The organism is Massilia sp. R2A-15 (assembly GCF_030704305.1).
Taxonomy (GTDB): domain Bacteria; phylum Pseudomonadota; class Gammaproteobacteria; order Burkholderiales; family Burkholderiaceae_D; genus JAFCUW01.
This window is the reverse complement of record NZ_CP131935.1, coordinates 2927530-2943717: the sequence shown is the minus strand read 5'-3', so window position 1 is coordinate 2943717 and position 16188 is coordinate 2927530. Positions and strand designations below refer to the sequence as shown.

Below are 16188 nucleotides of genomic sequence, written 5' to 3'. Positions count from 1 at the left end.
GAAGGGGCGCGAGAGTGTAGGAGAACTCTTACGTCGGCAACGAATCGCCAGAGTGAAAACAGCTGGATGGGCGGAATTGCCAATCGGGGTAATAGGAAACTGCTAGGTACCAACTACGCGACACGAATGGCACGAAATCTCCAGGCCATGGTCTAAATCTTTTGGCCGTTTCAGGTTTTGAAAGGCGACAAGAGGCGGTGCGCGACTGCGTACTGCACCATTTCGGACAGCGACGTCATTCCCATCTTCTGCATGATACGCGTCTTGTGGGTACTTACGGTTTTCACCGACAGGTGCAGGCTGTTGGCAATTTCGGTGATCGACTTGCCGCCCACCAGCAGCGAAAACACTTCGAATTCCCGGTCCGACAGTTGCTTGTGCAGCAATTGCTCGTTCGGCGTCATGATATTCAACGCCAGTTGTTCGGCCACTTCGGTGCTGATGTAGGGCCGGCCCGACGCCACCTTGCGGATCGCGCCGACCAGCTGGGTGCCCGCGCTTTCCTTGGTCAGGTAGCCCTGGGCGCCGGCGCGGATCGCCCGCACCGCATACTGCTCTTCCTCGTGCATGGTCAGGATCAGCATTGCCAGCTTCGGCGATTCGCTCTTGATCTGGCGGATCAGGTCGACGCCGCTGCGCCCCGGCATCGACAGGTCGAGCAGCAGCAGGTCGAAGCCGCCCTGGCGCACGTGCGCGAGCACTTCGAAACCATTGATGGCCTCGCCGACGATATCGATGTCGGCGGCGCCGTCGAGGATGCGCTTGAGTCCTTCGCGCATGATCGTGTGGTCGTCAGCAATGACAATACGGATCATAAGGTCGCCATATAGATAAGAGGGTTGCCGCAGCTTCGGGCCTGGCGTACATCCAAGCGTACGTCCATCCTGCGTCCGGGCGCAATACCGTAAATGATAGGTTGACGAAACGGCGATCGTGCACTACGCGCCCGGTTCCTTGATAAGACGGTGCACCAGCACCGGCTTCTGGGTATGCGACAGCACCTTGTTGGTGACGCTTCCGAGCAACAGTTGACCCCAGCCGCTGCGTCCGTGCGAGCCCATGAAGATCAGGTCGCAGCCGCGTTCCTCGGCCACCTCGACGATCTTCAGCGCCGCCGAGTCGGCGAACGCGGTCATCGCGTTGTGCACCAGGCCGCACTTGGCCGCTTCGGCCTCGATCGGCGCGGTGTGCTCGGCGCCGGTGCGCTCCATGGTCTCGACGTATTCTTCCTCGATCGGGTAGGAGGGCGGGATGATTTCCACGTACACCGGATACTGGTACTCGGGCGCCACGAACAGCACCAGCACCTCGGCGCCCATCTGCTGGGCGAATTTGACCCCGGCGCAGGCGGTGTGCTTCGATACCGCCGAACCATCAGTCGTGATCAGAATTTTCCGGTACATGCTGTGCTCCTCCGACAAGAGATGTCATTTTGTATTGTAGTTGGGGTTTGGCCTATTGTAAGAACGCACACGATTGATCTTGCTCAACAGTGAACTCTCGGCGCTTCCTGCCGGCCCCGTGCGTACCGCCGGCGCGACGAAATACAACACTTCTTCGCTCAAAAGTGTTGCTATCACGCGATTTGGTTGGCATCGCGATAAGTTCCCCCATTGAAATCAATCAAGCCTTGCGCCGGGAGATTTACCAACGGCAACTACGCTGCTAAACTCGTGGCAACGCGGATCGAGCTCCGCTTCCGCTTTGCCCGGACCCCGCACAGCCCCACCCCGACACCGCAATAGATCATTGCAAATTAGCAAATTATGGAGAAGCAGGTATGACCAACGCCGCTGATGATTTCGACGCACTATTCGACGAGGTGTCCGCGCAGCGCGACGCCGCGCCGGTAGCGCCGGCTGCCGCCGCGCCAGTCCCGGCAGCGGCCGCGGAAGACGACCTGGAGGCACTGTTCGATCAGGTCGCCGCCGCGCGTCCGCCCGAGCCCGCCGCCGCCGCGCCTGTCGCTGGCGAGGCCGATGCCGCGCCGGCCGACGCCGCCGGCGCCAACAATCCGATGTTCGAGCGCCTCGGCGGCATCGTGCGCCTGCTGCACGACTCGCTGCGCGAGCTGGGCTACGACAAGGCCCTGACCGAAGCGTCGTCGCAGATCGTCGACGCCCAGGACCGCCTGGAATACGTCGCCACCCTGACCGAGCAGGCCGCCAACAAGGTGCTCAACACCCTCGACGACGGCATGCCGGCGCAGGACGTGCTGGCGAAGCAGGCCAAGGAAATGGAAACGCGCTGGGCCGAGCTGTTCGACGGCAAGCTGTCGATCGACCAGTTCAAGGCGCTGGCCGGCGACTCGCGCCAGTTCGCCCAGGCCGTGACCGCCGCGACCGACGCCGAAAAGGCCCGCCTGCTCGACATCATGATGGCCCAGGACTTCCAGGACATCACCGGCCAGCTGATCAAGAAAGTGGTCGCGATCACCAAGACCGTCGAGCACGACCTCGCCCAGCTGCTGCGCGACAACGCGCCGCCGGCGGTGCGCGAAAAGCTCGCCGCCGCCAAGCCGGCGCTGATGTCCGGCCCGTCCGTGCCGTCGATGGCGCTGGACCAGGATAATGTCGACGACCTTCTTGCCGATCTGGGGTTCTGATGGACGATATGCTCAAGGATTTCGTCGTCGAGGCGATGGATCTGGCGGTCAACGTGGAAGAGCACCTGCTGCGGCTCGAGCGCGATCCCGACAACAAGGAAACGCTCAACGCGGTGTTCCGCTCCTTTCACACGATCAAAGGCGGCGCCGGCTTCATGAACCTGACGGCGATGGTGGCCGCCTGCCACCTCACCGAAAACCTGTTCGACGCGCTGCGCAACGGCGCCGCGCCGGTCACCCCGCTGGCCATCGAGGCCGCGCTGCAGGCGTCGGGCTTTGTCGCCGACCAGCTCACCGACCTGAATAACGGCGCCGCGCCCGAGCAGCTGGCGTCGATGCCGGACTCGCTCGAACGCATCCTGGTCGACGCCATCGAAGGCAAGGAAAACGTGCCGGCCAAGGCTGCGCCTGCGCCAGTCGCGGCGCCGGCCCCAGTCGCCGCCGCTGTCGTCACCGCTCCGGGCCCGGATGGCCTGGACTGGGAGGCGATGTACATGGCGGTGGTGCCGGCAGGGACTTACACCCCGGCGGTCAGCAAGCGCGATGAGGCGGTCGCCGCCGCGCGCGCCGCCGCGGTGGAAGCGGCGCCGCTGTCGGCCGCCGCCGCCGCGGCCAAGCAGGCCTGGGACGGCACCGAGCGCCGCGAAGAAAAAGTGCAGGAGTTCCGCGCCGCCTCAGCGCCGGCCAAGGAAGACTCGATTCGCGTCGACGCCGTCAAGCTCGACGCGCTGCTCGAAGTGGCCGGCGAATCGGTGCAGGCCGCGAACCAGGCGGCAGTGCTGCTCGAGCGCCTGTCGCAATTCAAATTCGACGGTCCCGCCGCCAGCCTGATGGCGACCCTGACCGAAACGCTGGAACGCGCCTCGCGCTACTCCGCCGAACTGCAGCGCGCCACCCTGGCGACCCGCATGCAGCCGGTCGGCCGCCTGTTCCAGAAATTCCCGCGCCTGGTGCGCGAGCTGGCGAAAGACCTCGGCAAGGACGTCGAGCTGACCATCGAAGGCGCCGAGACCGAAGTGGACCGCGTCGTCGTCGACAGCCTGTACGACCCGCTGGTGCACATGCTGCGCAATGCGCTCGATCACGGCGTCGAGTCGCCCGAGCAGCGCGTCGCCACCGGCAAGCCGGCCAAGGCCTACATCTCGCTCAAGGCATGGCAGGAAGCGAACAGCGTCATGATCGTGCTGCAGGACGACGGCAAGGGCATGGACCCGGCCGCGCTGCGCAAGAAGGCCTTCGAAAAAGGCCTGATCAACGAGAACGGCGCCCCGAGCGACGAAGAAGCCTACCAGCTGGTGTTCCTGCCGGGCTTCTCGACCAAGGAGCAGGCCACCTCTGTGTCGGGCCGCGGCGTCGGCATGGACGTGGTGAAGACCGCGGTGGAAAAGAACCGCGGTGCGATCCATATCGAATCCTCGCTCGGCCACGGCACCAAGTTCGCGATCCGCCTGCCGATCGAACTGTCGATCGTGCCGACCATGCTGGTGTCGACTTCCGGCGCCGCGCTGGCCCTGCCGATGGCGGTGGTCCAGCGCGTGGTCGAACTGCCCGACACCTTCATGAACGTCGGCGGCGCCCCGGTGCTGAAGGACCAGGGCCGTCCGCTGCCGGTGCGCTCGCTGGCCGGCGCGCTCGGCTACGAGGCGTGCTCGGAGAAGGTCGGCATCGTCGTCGCCGCGCCGCAGCCGTACATCCTCGCGGTCGCCGCGGTGGACGGCACCGCCGACCTGGTGATCAAGCCGATGACCGCCATTTCGGTCGAAGGCATCACCGGCACCGCGCGTTCGGCCGAAGGCGAACTGGTACTGGTGGTGGGCCTGTCGTTCCTGATGGACGGCTGCCGGGGGACGGTGAAGCTCGCCGCGTAAATTAGACGCACAAATCCGCTGCGCGGGCGAAAGATCCGCGCACCGGCGAAACACACGAAAATGCCCGCTGGCACCCAGCGGGCATTTTTTATTTGCAATTTAAGTTTTCATTGCACGGAAAATTTGCATAAATTGCAGATCATGCAAACAATGTTCAAAATGACCACCGCTACTGACGCAGTGCACAAATATGGCATAATCAATTGAGCTACCTGATCCACGCAGTCGTTTCATCTTGGGTTTCACCTTAAAGACATGAATAGAACGCTCTACGACAAACTCTGGGAATCGCATGTGGTGCGTGCCGACGACGACGGCACGACGGTCCTCTACATCGACCGCCACCTGGTGCACGAAGTGACCAGCCCGCAAGCGTTCGACGGGCTGCGCGCGGCGCACCGCCCGCTGTGGCGCACCTCCGCCAACCTGGCCGTGGCCGACCACAACGTGCCCACCACCGACCGCCGCGACGGCATCGCCGATCCCACCTCGCGCCTGCAGGTCGAAACGCTCGACGCCAACGCGAAGAGCTATGGCCTCACGTACTTCAACATGAACGACAAGCGCCAGGGCATCGTGCACGTGATCGGACCGGAGCAGGGCGCCACCTTGCCCGGCATGACGGTCGTCTGCGGCGACTCGCACACCTCGACCCACGGCGCCTTCGGCTGCCTCGCGCACGGTATCGGCACCTCCGAAGTGGAGCACGTGCTGGCGACCCAGACCCTGCTGGCAAAAAAATCGAAATCGATGCTGGTGCAGGTGGACGGCGCGCTGCCGCACGGCGTCACCGCCAAGGATCTCGTGCTGGCCGTGATCGGCAAGATCGGCACCGCCGGCGGCACCGGCTACGCCATCGAATTCGGCGGCTCGACGATCCGCTCGCTGTCGATGGAGGGCCGCATGACGGTCTGTAACATGGCGATCGAAGCGGGCGCGCGCGCCGGCATGATCGGCGTGGACGACACCACCATCGACTACGTCAAGGGCCGCCCGTTTTCCCCGGCCGGCCCGCACTGGGAGCGCGCGGTCGCCTACTGGCGCACCCTGCACTCCGACCCCGGCGCGAAGTTCGACATGGTCGTCACGCTCGACGCCGCGGAAATCAAGCCGCAGGTCACCTGGGGCACCTCGCCCGAGATGGTCACCGCGATCGACGGCCGCGTGCCGGACCCCGACAAGGAGCACGACGCGGTCAAGCGCGATGCGATGGAAAAGGCGCTGGTCTACATGGACCTCAAGCCCAACACACCGATCGAAGACATCCGCATCGACAAGGTCTTCATCGGCTCCTGCACCAACTCGCGCATCGAGGATTTGCGCGCCGCCGCGGCGGTCGTGCGCGGCAAGCAGCGCGCCTCGAACGTGCGCCTGGCGCTGGTGGTGCCGGGTTCGGGGCTGGTGAAAGACCAGGCCGAGCGCGAAGGCCTCGACAAGATCTTCAAGGACGCCGGCTTCGAATGGCGCGAGCCAGGCTGCTCGATGTGCCTTGCAATGAACGCCGACCGGCTCGAGCCGGGCGAGCGCTGCGCCTCGACCTCGAACCGCAACTTCGAAGGTCGCCAGGGGCAGGGCGGGCGCACCCACCTGGTGTCGCCCGCAATGGCGGCGGCGGCCGGCATCACCGGCCATTTCGTCGATGTACGCGCACTGCGCTGAAACCAAAACTACAAAAAAGAGTCCAACAACTATGAAAAACGTATTCGCACTGGCAGCCATCACCCTGATCCTCACCGGCTGCAACACCATCGCCGGCATGGGCAAGGATGTGCAAAAGGTCGGCCAGGTCGTCGAAGGCGCCGGCCGCAAATAACCGCTTCGTCAAGGGGTCTGGTCCTGCGGACCTGACCCCATTTTTAGAGCTGTCATGGAAAAATTCACGCTATATGAAGGCCTGGTGGCTCCCCTGGACCGAGCCAACGTCGACACCGACGCCATCATCCCGAAGCAGTTTTTAAAGTCGATCCGCCGCACCGGCTTCGGCCCCAACCTGTTCGACGAATGGCGCTACCTCGATCACGGCGAGCCGGGCCAGGACAACAGCCGCCGTCCGCTCAATCCCGACTTCGTGCTGAACCAGCCGCGCTACCACGGCGCCTCCATCCTGCTGGCGCGTAAAAACTTCGGCTGCGGCTCCTCGCGCGAGCACGCGCCCTGGGCGCTCGACCAGTACGGCTTCCGCGCCATCATCGCGCCTAGCTTCGCCGACATCTTCTTCAACAACTGCTACAAGAGCGGCCTGCTGCCGATCGTGCTGCCCGAGTCGCAGGTCGACCACCTGTTCAACGAAGTCAAGGCCTTCCCGGGATTCCGCCTGGTGGTGGACCTCGAGCAGCAGCGCGTGTCCACGGCCGACGGCGGCATCAGCTACCAGTTCGAGATCGATCCGTTTCGTAAATACTGCCTGATGAACGGCCTCGACGACATCGGCCTCACGCTGCGCCACGCCGACGAAATCCGCGCCTTCGAAGAGCGCCACCTGGCCAGCCAGCCGTGGCTCGCCAACGTCATCTAACAATCATCCGGAAACCAAGAACATGAAGATCGCAATCCTGCCCGGCGACGGCATCGGCCCCGAAATCATGGCGCAAGCGGTGAAGGTGCTCAATGTCCTGGGCGAGAAGTTCGAGATGGAGACCGCCGACGTCGGCGGCGCCGGCTACGCCGCCCACGGCCATCCACTGCCGGAGGGCACGCTGGCGCTGGCCAAGTCCGCGGACGCCGTGCTGTTCGGCGCCGTCGGCGACTTCAAGTACGATGCGCTCGAGCGCTCGCTGCGTCCCGAGCAGGCGATCCTCGGCTTGCGCCGCGAGCTTGGACTGTTCGCCAACCTGCGTCCTGCGATCCTGTATCCCGAACTGGCCGGCGCCTCCACGCTCAAGCCCGAAGTCGTCTCCGGCCTCGACATGCTGATCATCCGCGAACTGACCGGCGACATCTACTTCGGCAAGCCGCGCGGCGTGCGCGAGTGTCCCGACGGCCCGTTCAAGGGCGAGCGCGAAGGCTTCGACACGATGCGCTACGCCGAGTCCGAAATTCGCCGCATCGCCCACGTCGCCTTCCAGGCCGCGCGCAAGCGCGAGCGCCGCGTCACCAGCGTGGACAAGGCCAACGTGCTTGAGACCTTCCAGTTCTGGCGCGACATCGTCACCGATGTACACAAGCAGTACCCGGACGTCGAGCTCGATCACATGTACGTCGACAACGCCGCGATGCAGCTGGTGCGCGCGCCGAAAAAATTCGACGTTCTCGTCACCGGCAACATGTTCGGCGATATCCTGTCCGACTGCGCCGCCATGCTGACCGGCTCGATCGGCATGCTGCCGTCGGCGTCGCTGGACGCCAATAACAAAGGGCTGTACGAGCCGTCGCACGGCTCGGCGCCCGACATCGCCGGCAAGGGCATCGCCAATCCGCTGGCGACCATCCTGTCGGCGGCGATGATGCTGCGCTATTCGCTGGGCCGCGAAGAGCAGGCCTCGCGCATCGAGAACGCGGTCAAGAAGGTGCTCGCTCACGGCCTGCGCACGGCCGACATCTACGAAGAAGGCACCACCAAGGTCGGCACCGAAGAAATGGGCAACGCAGTGGTGAAGGCGCTGGCCAACTGAAACATGGGGGCAGGTCCGCCGGACCTGACCCCGCCTTTGCACGCGCACGTCGATAAGCGCACGAATTAATTTTTGGATTGAAGAGAGAAGATGATGAAATTAGTAGGCTTGGTAGGTTGGCGCGGCATGGTCGGTTCGGTCCTGATGCAGCGCATGCGCGACGAGGGCGATTTCGAGCATATCGAACCGGTGTTCTTCACCACCTCGAACCCGGGCGGCAAGGCGCCGGCGATGGCGAAGAACGAAACCACGCTGAAAAGCGCGAGCGACATCGCCGAGCTGTCGAAATGCGAGATCATCATTTCCTGCCAGGGCGGCGACTACACCAGCGAGGTGTTCCCGAAGCTGCGCGCCTCCGGCTGGAACGGCTACTGGATCGACGCCGCCTCGACCCTGCGCATGAACGACGACGCCGTCATCGTGCTCGACCCGGTCAACCTCGACGTCATCAAGAACGCGATGACGCGCGGCGTGAAGAACTACATCGGCGGCAACTGCACGGTGTCGTGCATGCTGATGGGCCTGGGCGGCCTGTTCGAGCACAAGCTGGTCAACTGGATGTCGTCGATGACCTACCAGGCCGCATCGGGCGGCGGCGCCCAGCACATGCGCGAACTGCTCACGCAATTCGGCACCATCAACGGCGCCGTGCGCGGCCTGCTCGACGATCCCGCATCGGCCATCCTCGAAATCGACCGCACCGTGCTGGCGACCCAGCATGGCTTGTCCAGCGACGAGACCAAGCAGTTCGGCGTGCCGCTGGCCGGCAACCTGATCCCGTGGATCGACAAGGACCTGGGCAACGGCCAGTCGAAGGAAGAATGGAAGGCCGGCGCCGAGACCAACAAGATCCTCGGCCTGGGCGAGGCGTTCGGCACGGCGGCGATTCCCGTGGACGGCCTGTGCGTGCGCATCGGCGCGATGCGCTGCCACTCGCAGGCATTGACCATCAAGCTGAAGCGCGACGTGCCGCTCGACGAGATCAACGACATCATCGCCTCCAACAACCAGTGGGTGAAGGTGGTGCCGAACAACCGCGAAGCGTCGATGCGCGACCTGTCGCCGGCGGCCGTCACGGGCAGTCTGACCATTCCGGTGGGGCGCCTGCGCAAGATGTCGATGGGCGGCGAATACCTGTCCGCGTTCACGGTCGGCGACCAGTTGCTGTGGGGCGCGGCCGAGCCGCTGCGCCGCATGCTGCGGATCGTGCTCGACAAATAAGCTTCTGTTAACGGTCGTTATTCGGGTTGCATGAAACCCGGCCGGAGTTCTTCGGCCCGGTCCGGTTTACAGCGCTGTTTTCATTCTGTAGCATGGTCGAAAAAACAGCGTGGGATGTGCAAAAAAGTCGCGTTAAATGAGCATCCTGCTCACATACTTTGCGTTGTAGCTGGGGAAACTCCCCTAAAGCTTGCATGCTCCAGAGCATGATGATATGTTGGGACCTCCCGGGACATGCCTTGCCCCTCGACAACTCTTAAGACGCTGCCCATTATGCATTTGAAAACTCGCCCACGGATTCTGTCGTTAGCGCTGAAAACCCTTTACGGCGCAGTCGCCGGCGCGGTGTTTTTTTCCTCCGCTGCGTCCGCGGCAGGACTCGGCAAGCTGACCGTTCTTTCCGCGCTCGGCCAGCCTTTGCGCGCCGAAATCGAGTTGACGGCGGTGTCGGCCGAGGAGGCCAACGGCCTGGTCGCCAAGCTGGCGCCGGCCGATGCGTTCCGGGCCGCGAACATCGAGTTCAATCCGGCGCTGATGTCGCTGCGCTTCGCCGTCGAGCAGCGCAACGGCCGCCAGTTCATCCGGATCAGTTCGTCGCAGCCGGTCAATGAACCGTTCGTCGACATGCTGCTGGAGCTGAGCTGGAACAGCGGCCGCCTGGTGCGCGAATACACCTTCCTGCTCGACCCGGCCGAACTGCGCGCTACCCAGCCGGCGCAGGTCGCAGCCGCGCCGGTGGCGGTCCCGCAAAGCACGCGCGCCGCCGCGCCGGCACGCCAGCCGGTCCAGGAGTCCGCGCCGTCGCCGCAGCCTTCGCAGCCTGCCCCGCAGGCGGCGCAGCCGGTCCGTCCGAAGGTCGAGCGCGCGGAGTCGCCGCGCGCGGCGAACGTCGACACCACCGAATACAGGGTCAGGTCCGGCGACACGCTGGGCCGCATCGCCGGGCGCCTCAAGCCGGCCGACATCTCGCTCGACATGATGCTCGTCGCGCTGTACCGCGCCAATCCGGACGCCTTCATCGGCAACAACATGAACCGCCTGAAGTCCGGCCAGATCCTGACGGTGCCCGATTCCGACGCGATCCGCGGCGCGTCCGAAGGCGAGGCGCGCGGCGTCGTGGTGGCCCACGCGGCCGACTTCAACGCCTACCGCAACAAGCTGGCTGGCCAGGTCGCCAGCGCGGCGCCGTCCAGGACCCCGGAGGCCACGCAAAGCGCGGCCGGCAAGATCACCGCCAAGGTCGAGGAACGCCCGACCGCCGCCAACGAATCGAAGGACCAGCTCAAGCTGTCGAAGGCCGGCGCGGGAGGCGGGGCAAGCGGCAAGAGCGCGGCGCTGGAAGCCGAAGACAAGATCGCCAAGGAGCGCGCGCTGGCCGACGCCACCGCCCGCGTGAAGGAACTCGAAAAGAACGTCAACGACCTCGAGAAGCTGATGGTCGTCAAGAGCAAGTCGGGCACCGAAGCGTCCAAGACCGCGATGGCGGAAACGGCGCCGGCGGCGACCGCACCCGCGCCGGCCGCCCAGGCGCCCGCGCCCGCGGTGTCGGCCCCGGTCAAGCCGAAGCGCGTGCTCACCACGCCGCCGCCAGCGCCGGAGCCGACCCTGGCCGACACGCTGATGGACAACATCACCTACATCGGCGCCGGACTGGCCGTGCTGCTGCTGGCCGCGTTCGGGCTCTCGCGCCGCAAGAAGAAGGACGAGGTTCTGCCGGCCGAGCCATCGATCCTTGGCGTGCCGACCGATCACGCGCAGTCGATGTTTGCCGAAACCGGCGGCCAGAGCGTCGACACCAGCAACAGCGTATTCAACTCCAGCTTCGCGCCGTCGGCCAGCCAGCTCGATACCAATGAGGTCGACCCGGTCGCCGAAGCCGACGTGTACATCGCCTACGGCCGCGACGCCCAGGCCGAGGAGATTCTCAAGGAAGCGCTGCGCACCCATCCGGAGCGCATGCCGGTCCGCCTCAAGCTGCTCGAGATTTACGCCGCCCGCAAGGATCAGCGCTCGTTCGAAACCCAGGCCGGCGAGATGTACGGCCTGACCAAAGGGCAGGGCGAGGACTGGGCGCAGGCCGCCGCGCTGGGCATGACGATCGATCCGGCCAATCCGCTGTACGCAAGCGCAGCCGGCGCCGCGGCGGCAGCTCCCGCCACCCCGGAAGCGATCGCCGAGCAGGCCATCCTCAACCAGATGCACGAAGAAGGCGTGTCGGCCGAGCCGGACCTGATGGACCTGACCTTTGCCGACAGCGAGCCGACCGCCTTGCCCGAGCCGGAGCAGGTGCAGGCCGCCGCCGCGCCGGCGGACGACAACACGCTCGATTTCGACCTGGGGGGCCTGAGCTTCGAGCCGGTCACCAATACGGAGCCTGCGCCTTCGGCCGCGGCGGCGCAAGCCAATCCGCACGAGATGGAGTTCACGGCCGAGCCGATCGTCGCGCCGGCGCCGCCTGCCGAGCCGGAGCAGTCATTCGACATGGCCTTCGACATGGACTTCGATGCGCCGCCTGCCGCGGCGACCCAGGCGGTCGAGGAAAAGGCGCTGGACGACATCCGCCTGGACTTCTCCAGCCACGCCGAACTGCCGGCCGACATCCACATGGCCGACCCGGTGCACAGCTTCGACCTGCCGACGCTCCCTGAAGAGGCGCCAGCCGCCGCAGCCCATCCGCTGGCCGACCTCGACGCGATGAACTTCGACCTGCCGGCCACGCCCGCCGCGGCGCCGGCTCCCGCGGAAGACCCGTTCGCGCTGCCGGAGCTGCCGGAACTGCCGCAAGCCGCGCCAAGTTTCGCCGCGTCGCCGACCTTCACGGCCGCGCCGCAATTCGACATGTCCGGCATCGACCTGGACCTGCCGACGGACAGCCTGCCCGTGCTGGCGGCCGAAGAAGTGGCGCCGGTGGGCCAGGCCGACCTGTCAGCCTCGCACATGGAAATGGAAACCAAGCTTGACCTGGCGATCGCCTACCAGGAGATCGGCGACAAGGAAGGCGCACGCGAACTGCTCGACGAAGTCATCAAGGGCGGCAGCGCGGACCAGGTCAGCAAGGCCAACGACATGCGCGCCAAGCTGGCATAAGACACAACAAGTAATGGATATGATTTGAAACGGATAGCACTCGGCGTCCAGTATGACGGGTCGCCCTGGAGCGGCTACCAGAAACAGCTAGATAAAAACACCGTGCAGGACCGGCTCGAAATCGCGTTGCGCGAATTCGGCCGGACCGACTTCGCCACCACCTGCGCCGGCCGCACCGACACCGGTGTCCACGCGCTCGAACAGGTGGTTCACTTCGACACCGACCTCACGCGCGACATGCAGTCGTGGGTGCGCGGCGTGAACGCCTTCCTGCCCGACTCGATCGCGGTGCGCTGGGCCAGCGAAATCCCCCACGATCCGGAGCACGAATTCCACGCGCGCTTCTCGGCGCGGGCGCGCACCTATCACTACGTCCTCTACAACAACCCGGTACGCTCGCCGCTGCTGGTGGGCCGCGCCGGCTGGACCTTCCGCCCGCTCGACCTCGAGCGCATGCGCGAGGCGGCCCAGCACCTGGTCGGCATCCACGACTTCTCGGCGTTCCGCTCCTCGCAGTGCCAGGCCAAGTCGCCCATCAAGCAGATGCACGAGGTGTCGGTGGAGCGGCGCGGCGAGGCGCTGGTGTTTACGCTGCGCGCCAACGCCTTCCTGCATCACATGGTGCGCAACCTGATCGGGTCCCTGATCTACGTCGGCAACGGGCGCCATTCGCCGTCCTGGCTGGCCGACGTGCTGGCGGGGCGCGACCGCAACGACGCCGCGCCCACATTCATGCCCGACGGCCTGTACCTGGCCAAAATAGATTACGATCCGAAGTGGGGACTGCCGCAGGAAGCGGTCAGCCCCTTGCCCTGGTTCTGATCGTTGGGGTCTGGTCCTGCGGACCTGACCCCATTCTAATTTCACCGGAGAGTTTCAACATGGGGTCAGGTCCGCAGGACCAGACCCCGAAGCTGCAGGCCGCTACCATGCACCGTACCCGTATCAAAATCTGCGGGATCACCCGCGAAGAAGATGTCCGCGCCGCCGTCCAGGCGGGCGCCGACGCGCTCGGCTTCGTGTTCTACGCGCCCAGCCCACGCTACGTCACCGCGCAGCAGGCTGGCGCGCTGATCGCGGCGCTGCCGCCGTTCGTCACGCCGGTGGCCCTGTTCGTCAACGCGACTCTCGACGAGGTGGTGGAAGTGGCGCGTCACGCGCCGTTCGCGCTGCTGCAGTTCCACGGCGACGAGACGCCCGAACAGTGCGCCGCCATCGCCGCCGCTGTCGGGCGCCCCTTCATGCGCGTGTTCCGGATGAAGCCCGACACGTCTGCAGCCGATTTGCTAGAATATGAGCATCAATACCGCGCCGCCAGTCCCTTGTTCTCGAGCCTGTTGCTCGACACCTTTGTGGACGCCTACGGTGGGGCAGGAAAGGTTTTTGATTGGTCTCTCATCCCAAAAGAGCTCGCGCCTCGGGCCGTTTTAAGTGGTGGCTTGAGCGTAAACAACGCGACTGACGCGGTCGTACGTGTTCGTCCCTTCGCCGTCGACATCAGCAGTGGTGTCGAAGCGCAGAAGGGCATCAAGGACGCCCGCAAGATAGCCGCCTTCATCGATGCGGTGCGGGCGGCAGACGCCACCTACGAAAGCGACAATCCTCATGAAAGCAGCTCCTGAACGCGGCCCGGCCGCGCCATTGTTCCAGACCACCGACTACCAGCTTCCCGACGCCCGCGGCCACTTCGGCCCCTACGGCGGCTCCTTCGTCGCCGAGACGCTCAGCCACGCGCTGGCCGAGCTGAGCGAAGCGTACGCCAAGTACAGCCACGACCCCGAATTTCTCGACGAGTTTCGCTATGAGCTCAAGCACTTCGTCGGACGTCCTTCGCCGATCTACCACGCCAGGCGCTGGTCCGAGCAGATCGGCGGCGCGCAGATCTACTTCAAGCGCGAAGACCTGAACCACACGGGCGCCCACAAGATCAACAACGTGATCGGCCAGGCGCTGCTGGCCAAACGCATGGGCAAGCCGCGCATCATCGCCGAAACCGGCGCCGGCCAGCACGGCGTGGCCACCGCCACCATCTGCGCTCGCTTCGGCCTCGAATGCGTGATCTACATGGGCAGCGAGGACGTCAGGCGCCAGGCGCAGAACGTGTACCGCATGAAGCTCCTGGGCGCCACCGTGGTGCCGGTCGAATCGGGCTCGAAGACGCTCAAGGACGCCCTCAACGAAGCGATGCGCGACTGGGTCACCAACATCGAAAACACCTTCTACATCATCGGCACCGTAGCCGGCCCGCACCCGTATCCGATGATGGTGCGCGACTTCCAGTCGGTGATCGGCGAGGAGTGCCTGGAGCAGATGCCCGAGATGACGGGGCGCCAGCCCGACTACGTGCTGGCCTGTATCGGCGGCGGCTCCAACGCGATGGGGATTTTTTATCCCTACATCGACCAGAAGGACGTCAAGCTGATCGGCGTCGAAGCGGCCGGCGAGGGGATCGAATCGGGCAAGCACGCCGCCTCGCTGTCCGCCGGCATCGCGGGTGTTTTGCACGGCAACCGCACCTATCTGCTGCAGGACGCGAACGGCCAGATCATCGAGACGCATTCGGTGTCGGCCGGCCTCGATTATCCCGGCGTGGGTCCGGAGCATGCGTGGCTGAAGGACCTGGGGCGCGCGCAATACGTGTCGATCACCGACGACGAGGCGCTGGCCGCGTTCCACGACTGCTGCCACATCGAGGGCATCATCCCGGCGCTCGAATCGTCGCACGCGATCGCTTACGCGACCAAGCTGGCGGCCACGCTGCCGAAGGACCAGATCATCCTGGTGAATTTATCCGGCCGCGGCGACAAGGACATGCACACCGTGGCAGAGAGGATGGGGCTCGATTTCAGCTGACCGAACGCTGAAACGCCCGTTCCCATCCACTCACACGAAAGCACAACAATGTCCAGAATCGAAGCTACCTTTTCCGCGCTCAAGGCGCACAACAAGACCGGCCTGGTGACCTTCATCACGGCCGGCGATCCCGGTCCCGAGCTGACGGTGCCGCTGATGCACGCGCTGGTCGCGGGCGGCGCCGACGTGCTCGAACTGGGCGTGCCGTTTTCCGATCCGATGGCCGAAGGGCCGGTGATCCAGCGCGCCTGCGAGCGCGCGCTCAAGTTCGGCATCGGCCTGACCGACGTCTTCAACTTCGTGCGCGAATTCCGCAAGACCAACCAGCACACGCCGGTGGTGCTGATGGGGTACGCCAACCCGATCGAGCGGATCGGGCCCGACGCCTTCATCGCCGCCTCGAAAGAAGCGGGCGCAGACGGCGCCATCGTCGTCGACTATCCGCCGGAAGAGTGCGAGGAGTTCGCCGCGGCGATGCGCGCGGCCGATCTCGACCTGATCTTCCTGCTGGCGCCGACGTCGACGCCGGAACGCATCGCCCAGGTTGCGCGAGTGGGCAGCGGCTTCAGTTATTACGTGTCGCTCAAGGGGGTGACGGGCGCCGGCACCATCGACACGGCCGACGTTGCGCGCCGGGTGGCGGCGATCCGCGAGCACGTGAAGCTGCCGATCGGCGTCGGCTTCGGCATCCGCGACGGCGCGACCGCGAAAGCGGTGGCCAGCGTTGCCGACGCGGTGGTGATCGGCAGCCGGATCATCCAGGAGCTGGAGAACACGCCGAAGGAGGGCGCGGTGGCGGCGGTGCAGGCGTTCGTGACGGGCATCCGTCACGCGCTCGATAGCGAGTAACTCCGCTTTACTTGCCAAGCGAAGATGGTATGGGTTCCTGCCTGCGCAGGAAGTCGGGCCTGCCAATGGCAGGAACGACGGTCTTATGGCTGAC

General features: G+C 65.2%; 14 protein-coding genes. 12 read left to right on the top strand and 2 right to left on the bottom strand.

The window, feature by feature from the left end:
- Positions 1-170: 170 nt before the first annotated feature.
- On the bottom strand, positions 171-815 hold the full coding sequence (locus tag Q4S45_RS13600; RefSeq protein ID WP_305505018.1) for a response regulator transcription factor: 645 nt from the start codon (positions 813-815) through the stop codon (positions 171-173).
- Positions 816-938: 123 nt separating this feature from the next.
- The gene (locus Q4S45_RS13595; protein ID WP_305505016.1) at positions 939-1403 is read right to left on the bottom strand and encodes a universal stress protein; all 465 of its coding nucleotides are present in this window, start codon (positions 1401-1403) and stop codon (positions 939-941) included.
- A gap of 377 nt (positions 1404-1780) precedes the next feature.
- Here Q4S45_RS13595 and Q4S45_RS13590 point away from each other — a divergent pair, with 377 nt between their 5' ends.
- The 12 genes from Q4S45_RS13590 to trpA all read left to right on the top strand — a co-directional run bounded on the left by Q4S45_RS13590 (position 1781) and on the right by trpA (position 16094).
- Positions 1781-2605, top strand: coding sequence for a protein phosphatase CheZ (locus Q4S45_RS13590; protein ID WP_305505014.1), 825 nt, complete (start codon positions 1781-1783; stop codon positions 2603-2605).
- Positions 2605-4473 carry a chemotaxis protein CheA gene (locus tag Q4S45_RS13585; protein WP_305505012.1) on the top strand — a complete coding sequence of 623 codons (1869 nt, stop codon included), beginning with the start codon at positions 2605-2607 and terminating at the stop codon, positions 4471-4473. The genes Q4S45_RS13590 and Q4S45_RS13585 overlap by 1 nt, the downstream gene beginning before the upstream one ends.
- A gap of 255 nt (positions 4474-4728) precedes the next feature.
- Positions 4729-6132, top strand: coding sequence for a 3-isopropylmalate dehydratase large subunit (leuC, locus tag Q4S45_RS13580; protein ID WP_305505010.1), 1404 nt, complete (start codon positions 4729-4731; stop codon positions 6130-6132).
- 31 nt (positions 6133-6163) lie between these two features.
- A complete protein-coding gene (locus tag Q4S45_RS13575) occupies positions 6164-6286 on the top strand; it encodes an entericidin A/B family lipoprotein (protein WP_305505008.1) in 123 nt (40 codons plus the stop codon).
- Between the two features lie 54 nt (positions 6287-6340).
- A complete protein-coding gene (leuD, locus tag Q4S45_RS13570; protein WP_305505006.1) occupies positions 6341-6988 on the top strand; it encodes a 3-isopropylmalate dehydratase small subunit in 648 nt (215 codons plus the stop codon).
- Between the two features lie 22 nt (positions 6989-7010).
- Complete coding sequence (gene leuB / locus Q4S45_RS13565; protein ID WP_305505004.1) at positions 7011-8084, top strand: 3-isopropylmalate dehydrogenase; 1074 nt, start codon at positions 7011-7013, stop codon at positions 8082-8084.
- A 93-nt stretch (positions 8085-8177) separates the two neighbouring features.
- Positions 8178-9305, top strand: coding sequence for an aspartate-semialdehyde dehydrogenase (gene asd / locus Q4S45_RS13560; RefSeq protein ID WP_305512107.1), 1128 nt, complete (start codon positions 8178-8180; stop codon positions 9303-9305).
- A 345-nt stretch (positions 9306-9650) separates the two neighbouring features.
- Positions 9651-12392: a FimV/HubP family polar landmark protein gene (locus Q4S45_RS13555; RefSeq protein WP_305505002.1), complete on the top strand. Its 2742-nt coding sequence runs from the start codon at positions 9651-9653 to the stop codon at positions 12390-12392.
- A 24-nt stretch (positions 12393-12416) separates the two neighbouring features.
- Positions 12417-13214 (top strand): tRNA pseudouridine(38-40) synthase TruA, encoded by a 798-nt coding sequence (gene truA, locus Q4S45_RS13550; RefSeq protein WP_305505000.1) that lies wholly within the window; start codon positions 12417-12419, stop codon positions 13212-13214.
- 107 nt (positions 13215-13321) lie between these two features.
- Positions 13322-14014, top strand: coding sequence for a phosphoribosylanthranilate isomerase (locus Q4S45_RS13545; RefSeq protein ID WP_305504998.1), 693 nt, complete (start codon positions 13322-13324; stop codon positions 14012-14014).
- Positions 13998-15245 carry a tryptophan synthase subunit beta gene (gene trpB, locus Q4S45_RS13540; protein ID WP_305504996.1) on the top strand — a complete coding sequence of 416 codons (1248 nt, stop codon included), beginning with the start codon at positions 13998-14000 and terminating at the stop codon, positions 15243-15245. The genes Q4S45_RS13545 and trpB overlap by 17 nt, the downstream gene beginning before the upstream one ends.
- 48 nt (positions 15246-15293) lie before the next feature.
- Positions 15294-16094, top strand: coding sequence for a tryptophan synthase subunit alpha (gene trpA / locus Q4S45_RS13535; protein ID WP_305504994.1), 801 nt, complete (start codon positions 15294-15296; stop codon positions 16092-16094).
- Positions 16095-16188: the final 94 nt, after the last annotated feature.

Coding starts and splice junctions, on each gene's coding strand:
- Q4S45_RS13575 (WP_305505008.1), top strand. CDS start 6,164: ATGAAAAACGTATTCGCACTGGCAGCCATCACCCTGATCCTCACCGGC.
- leuB (WP_305505004.1), top strand. CDS start 7,011: ATGAAGATCGCAATCCTGCCCGGCGACGGCATCGGCCCCGAAATCATG.
- leuD (WP_305505006.1), top strand. CDS start 6,341: ATGGAAAAATTCACGCTATATGAAGGCCTGGTGGCTCCCCTGGACCGA.
- Q4S45_RS13585 (WP_305505012.1), top strand. CDS start 2,605: ATGGACGATATGCTCAAGGATTTCGTCGTCGAGGCGATGGATCTGGCG.
- trpA (WP_305504994.1), top strand. CDS start 15,294: ATGTCCAGAATCGAAGCTACCTTTTCCGCGCTCAAGGCGCACAACAAG.
- trpB (WP_305504996.1), top strand. CDS start 13,998: ATGAAAGCAGCTCCTGAACGCGGCCCGGCCGCGCCATTGTTCCAGACC.
- Q4S45_RS13595 (WP_305505016.1), bottom strand. CDS start 1,403: ATGTACCGGAAAATTCTGATCACGACTGATGGTTCGGCGGTATCGAAG.
- leuC (WP_305505010.1), top strand. CDS start 4,729: ATGAATAGAACGCTCTACGACAAACTCTGGGAATCGCATGTGGTGCGT.
- Q4S45_RS13590 (WP_305505014.1), top strand. CDS start 1,781: ATGACCAACGCCGCTGATGATTTCGACGCACTATTCGACGAGGTGTCC.
- Q4S45_RS13600 (WP_305505018.1), bottom strand. CDS start 815: ATGATCCGTATTGTCATTGCTGACGACCACACGATCATGCGCGAAGGA.
- Q4S45_RS13545 (WP_305504998.1), top strand. CDS start 13,322: ATGCACCGTACCCGTATCAAAATCTGCGGGATCACCCGCGAAGAAGAT.
- asd (WP_305512107.1), top strand. CDS start 8,178: ATGAAATTAGTAGGCTTGGTAGGTTGGCGCGGCATGGTCGGTTCGGTC.